A 234-nucleotide genomic window follows, 5' to 3' on the forward strand; every position below is an offset into this window, starting at 1 on the left:
GCTAAAAGGCGCTTTTCAAAGTATTGCTTATCAATTTCGCAGCGATACTCAGCAATTAGTCAGCTCATCAATTAGTCGTTTACAACTAGTAGAGTCAGCGGCTGAAGTTGAACTTTTGATCCCATCGGGTACACCGGTAAAGGCAGGGTTATACACAGATAGATTGCAAATAAAACTTTATGATCAAAATAATCAGCTGCTCGATGAGCGTCAACTTGACATTGAAACAGATAT

The 234-nt window shown here is 39.3% G+C and carries 1 pseudogene; it reads left to right on the forward strand.

The features are described 5' to 3' along the window. Positions 1-234 (forward strand): annotated as a pseudogene (locus AAEY62_RS24915) (hypothetical protein); the annotation flags it as partial.

Source organism: Pseudoalteromonas sp. GW168-MNA-CIBAN-0100, from assembly GCF_040309225.1.
Lineage (GTDB): Bacteria > Pseudomonadota > Gammaproteobacteria > Enterobacterales > Alteromonadaceae > Pseudoalteromonas > Pseudoalteromonas arctica.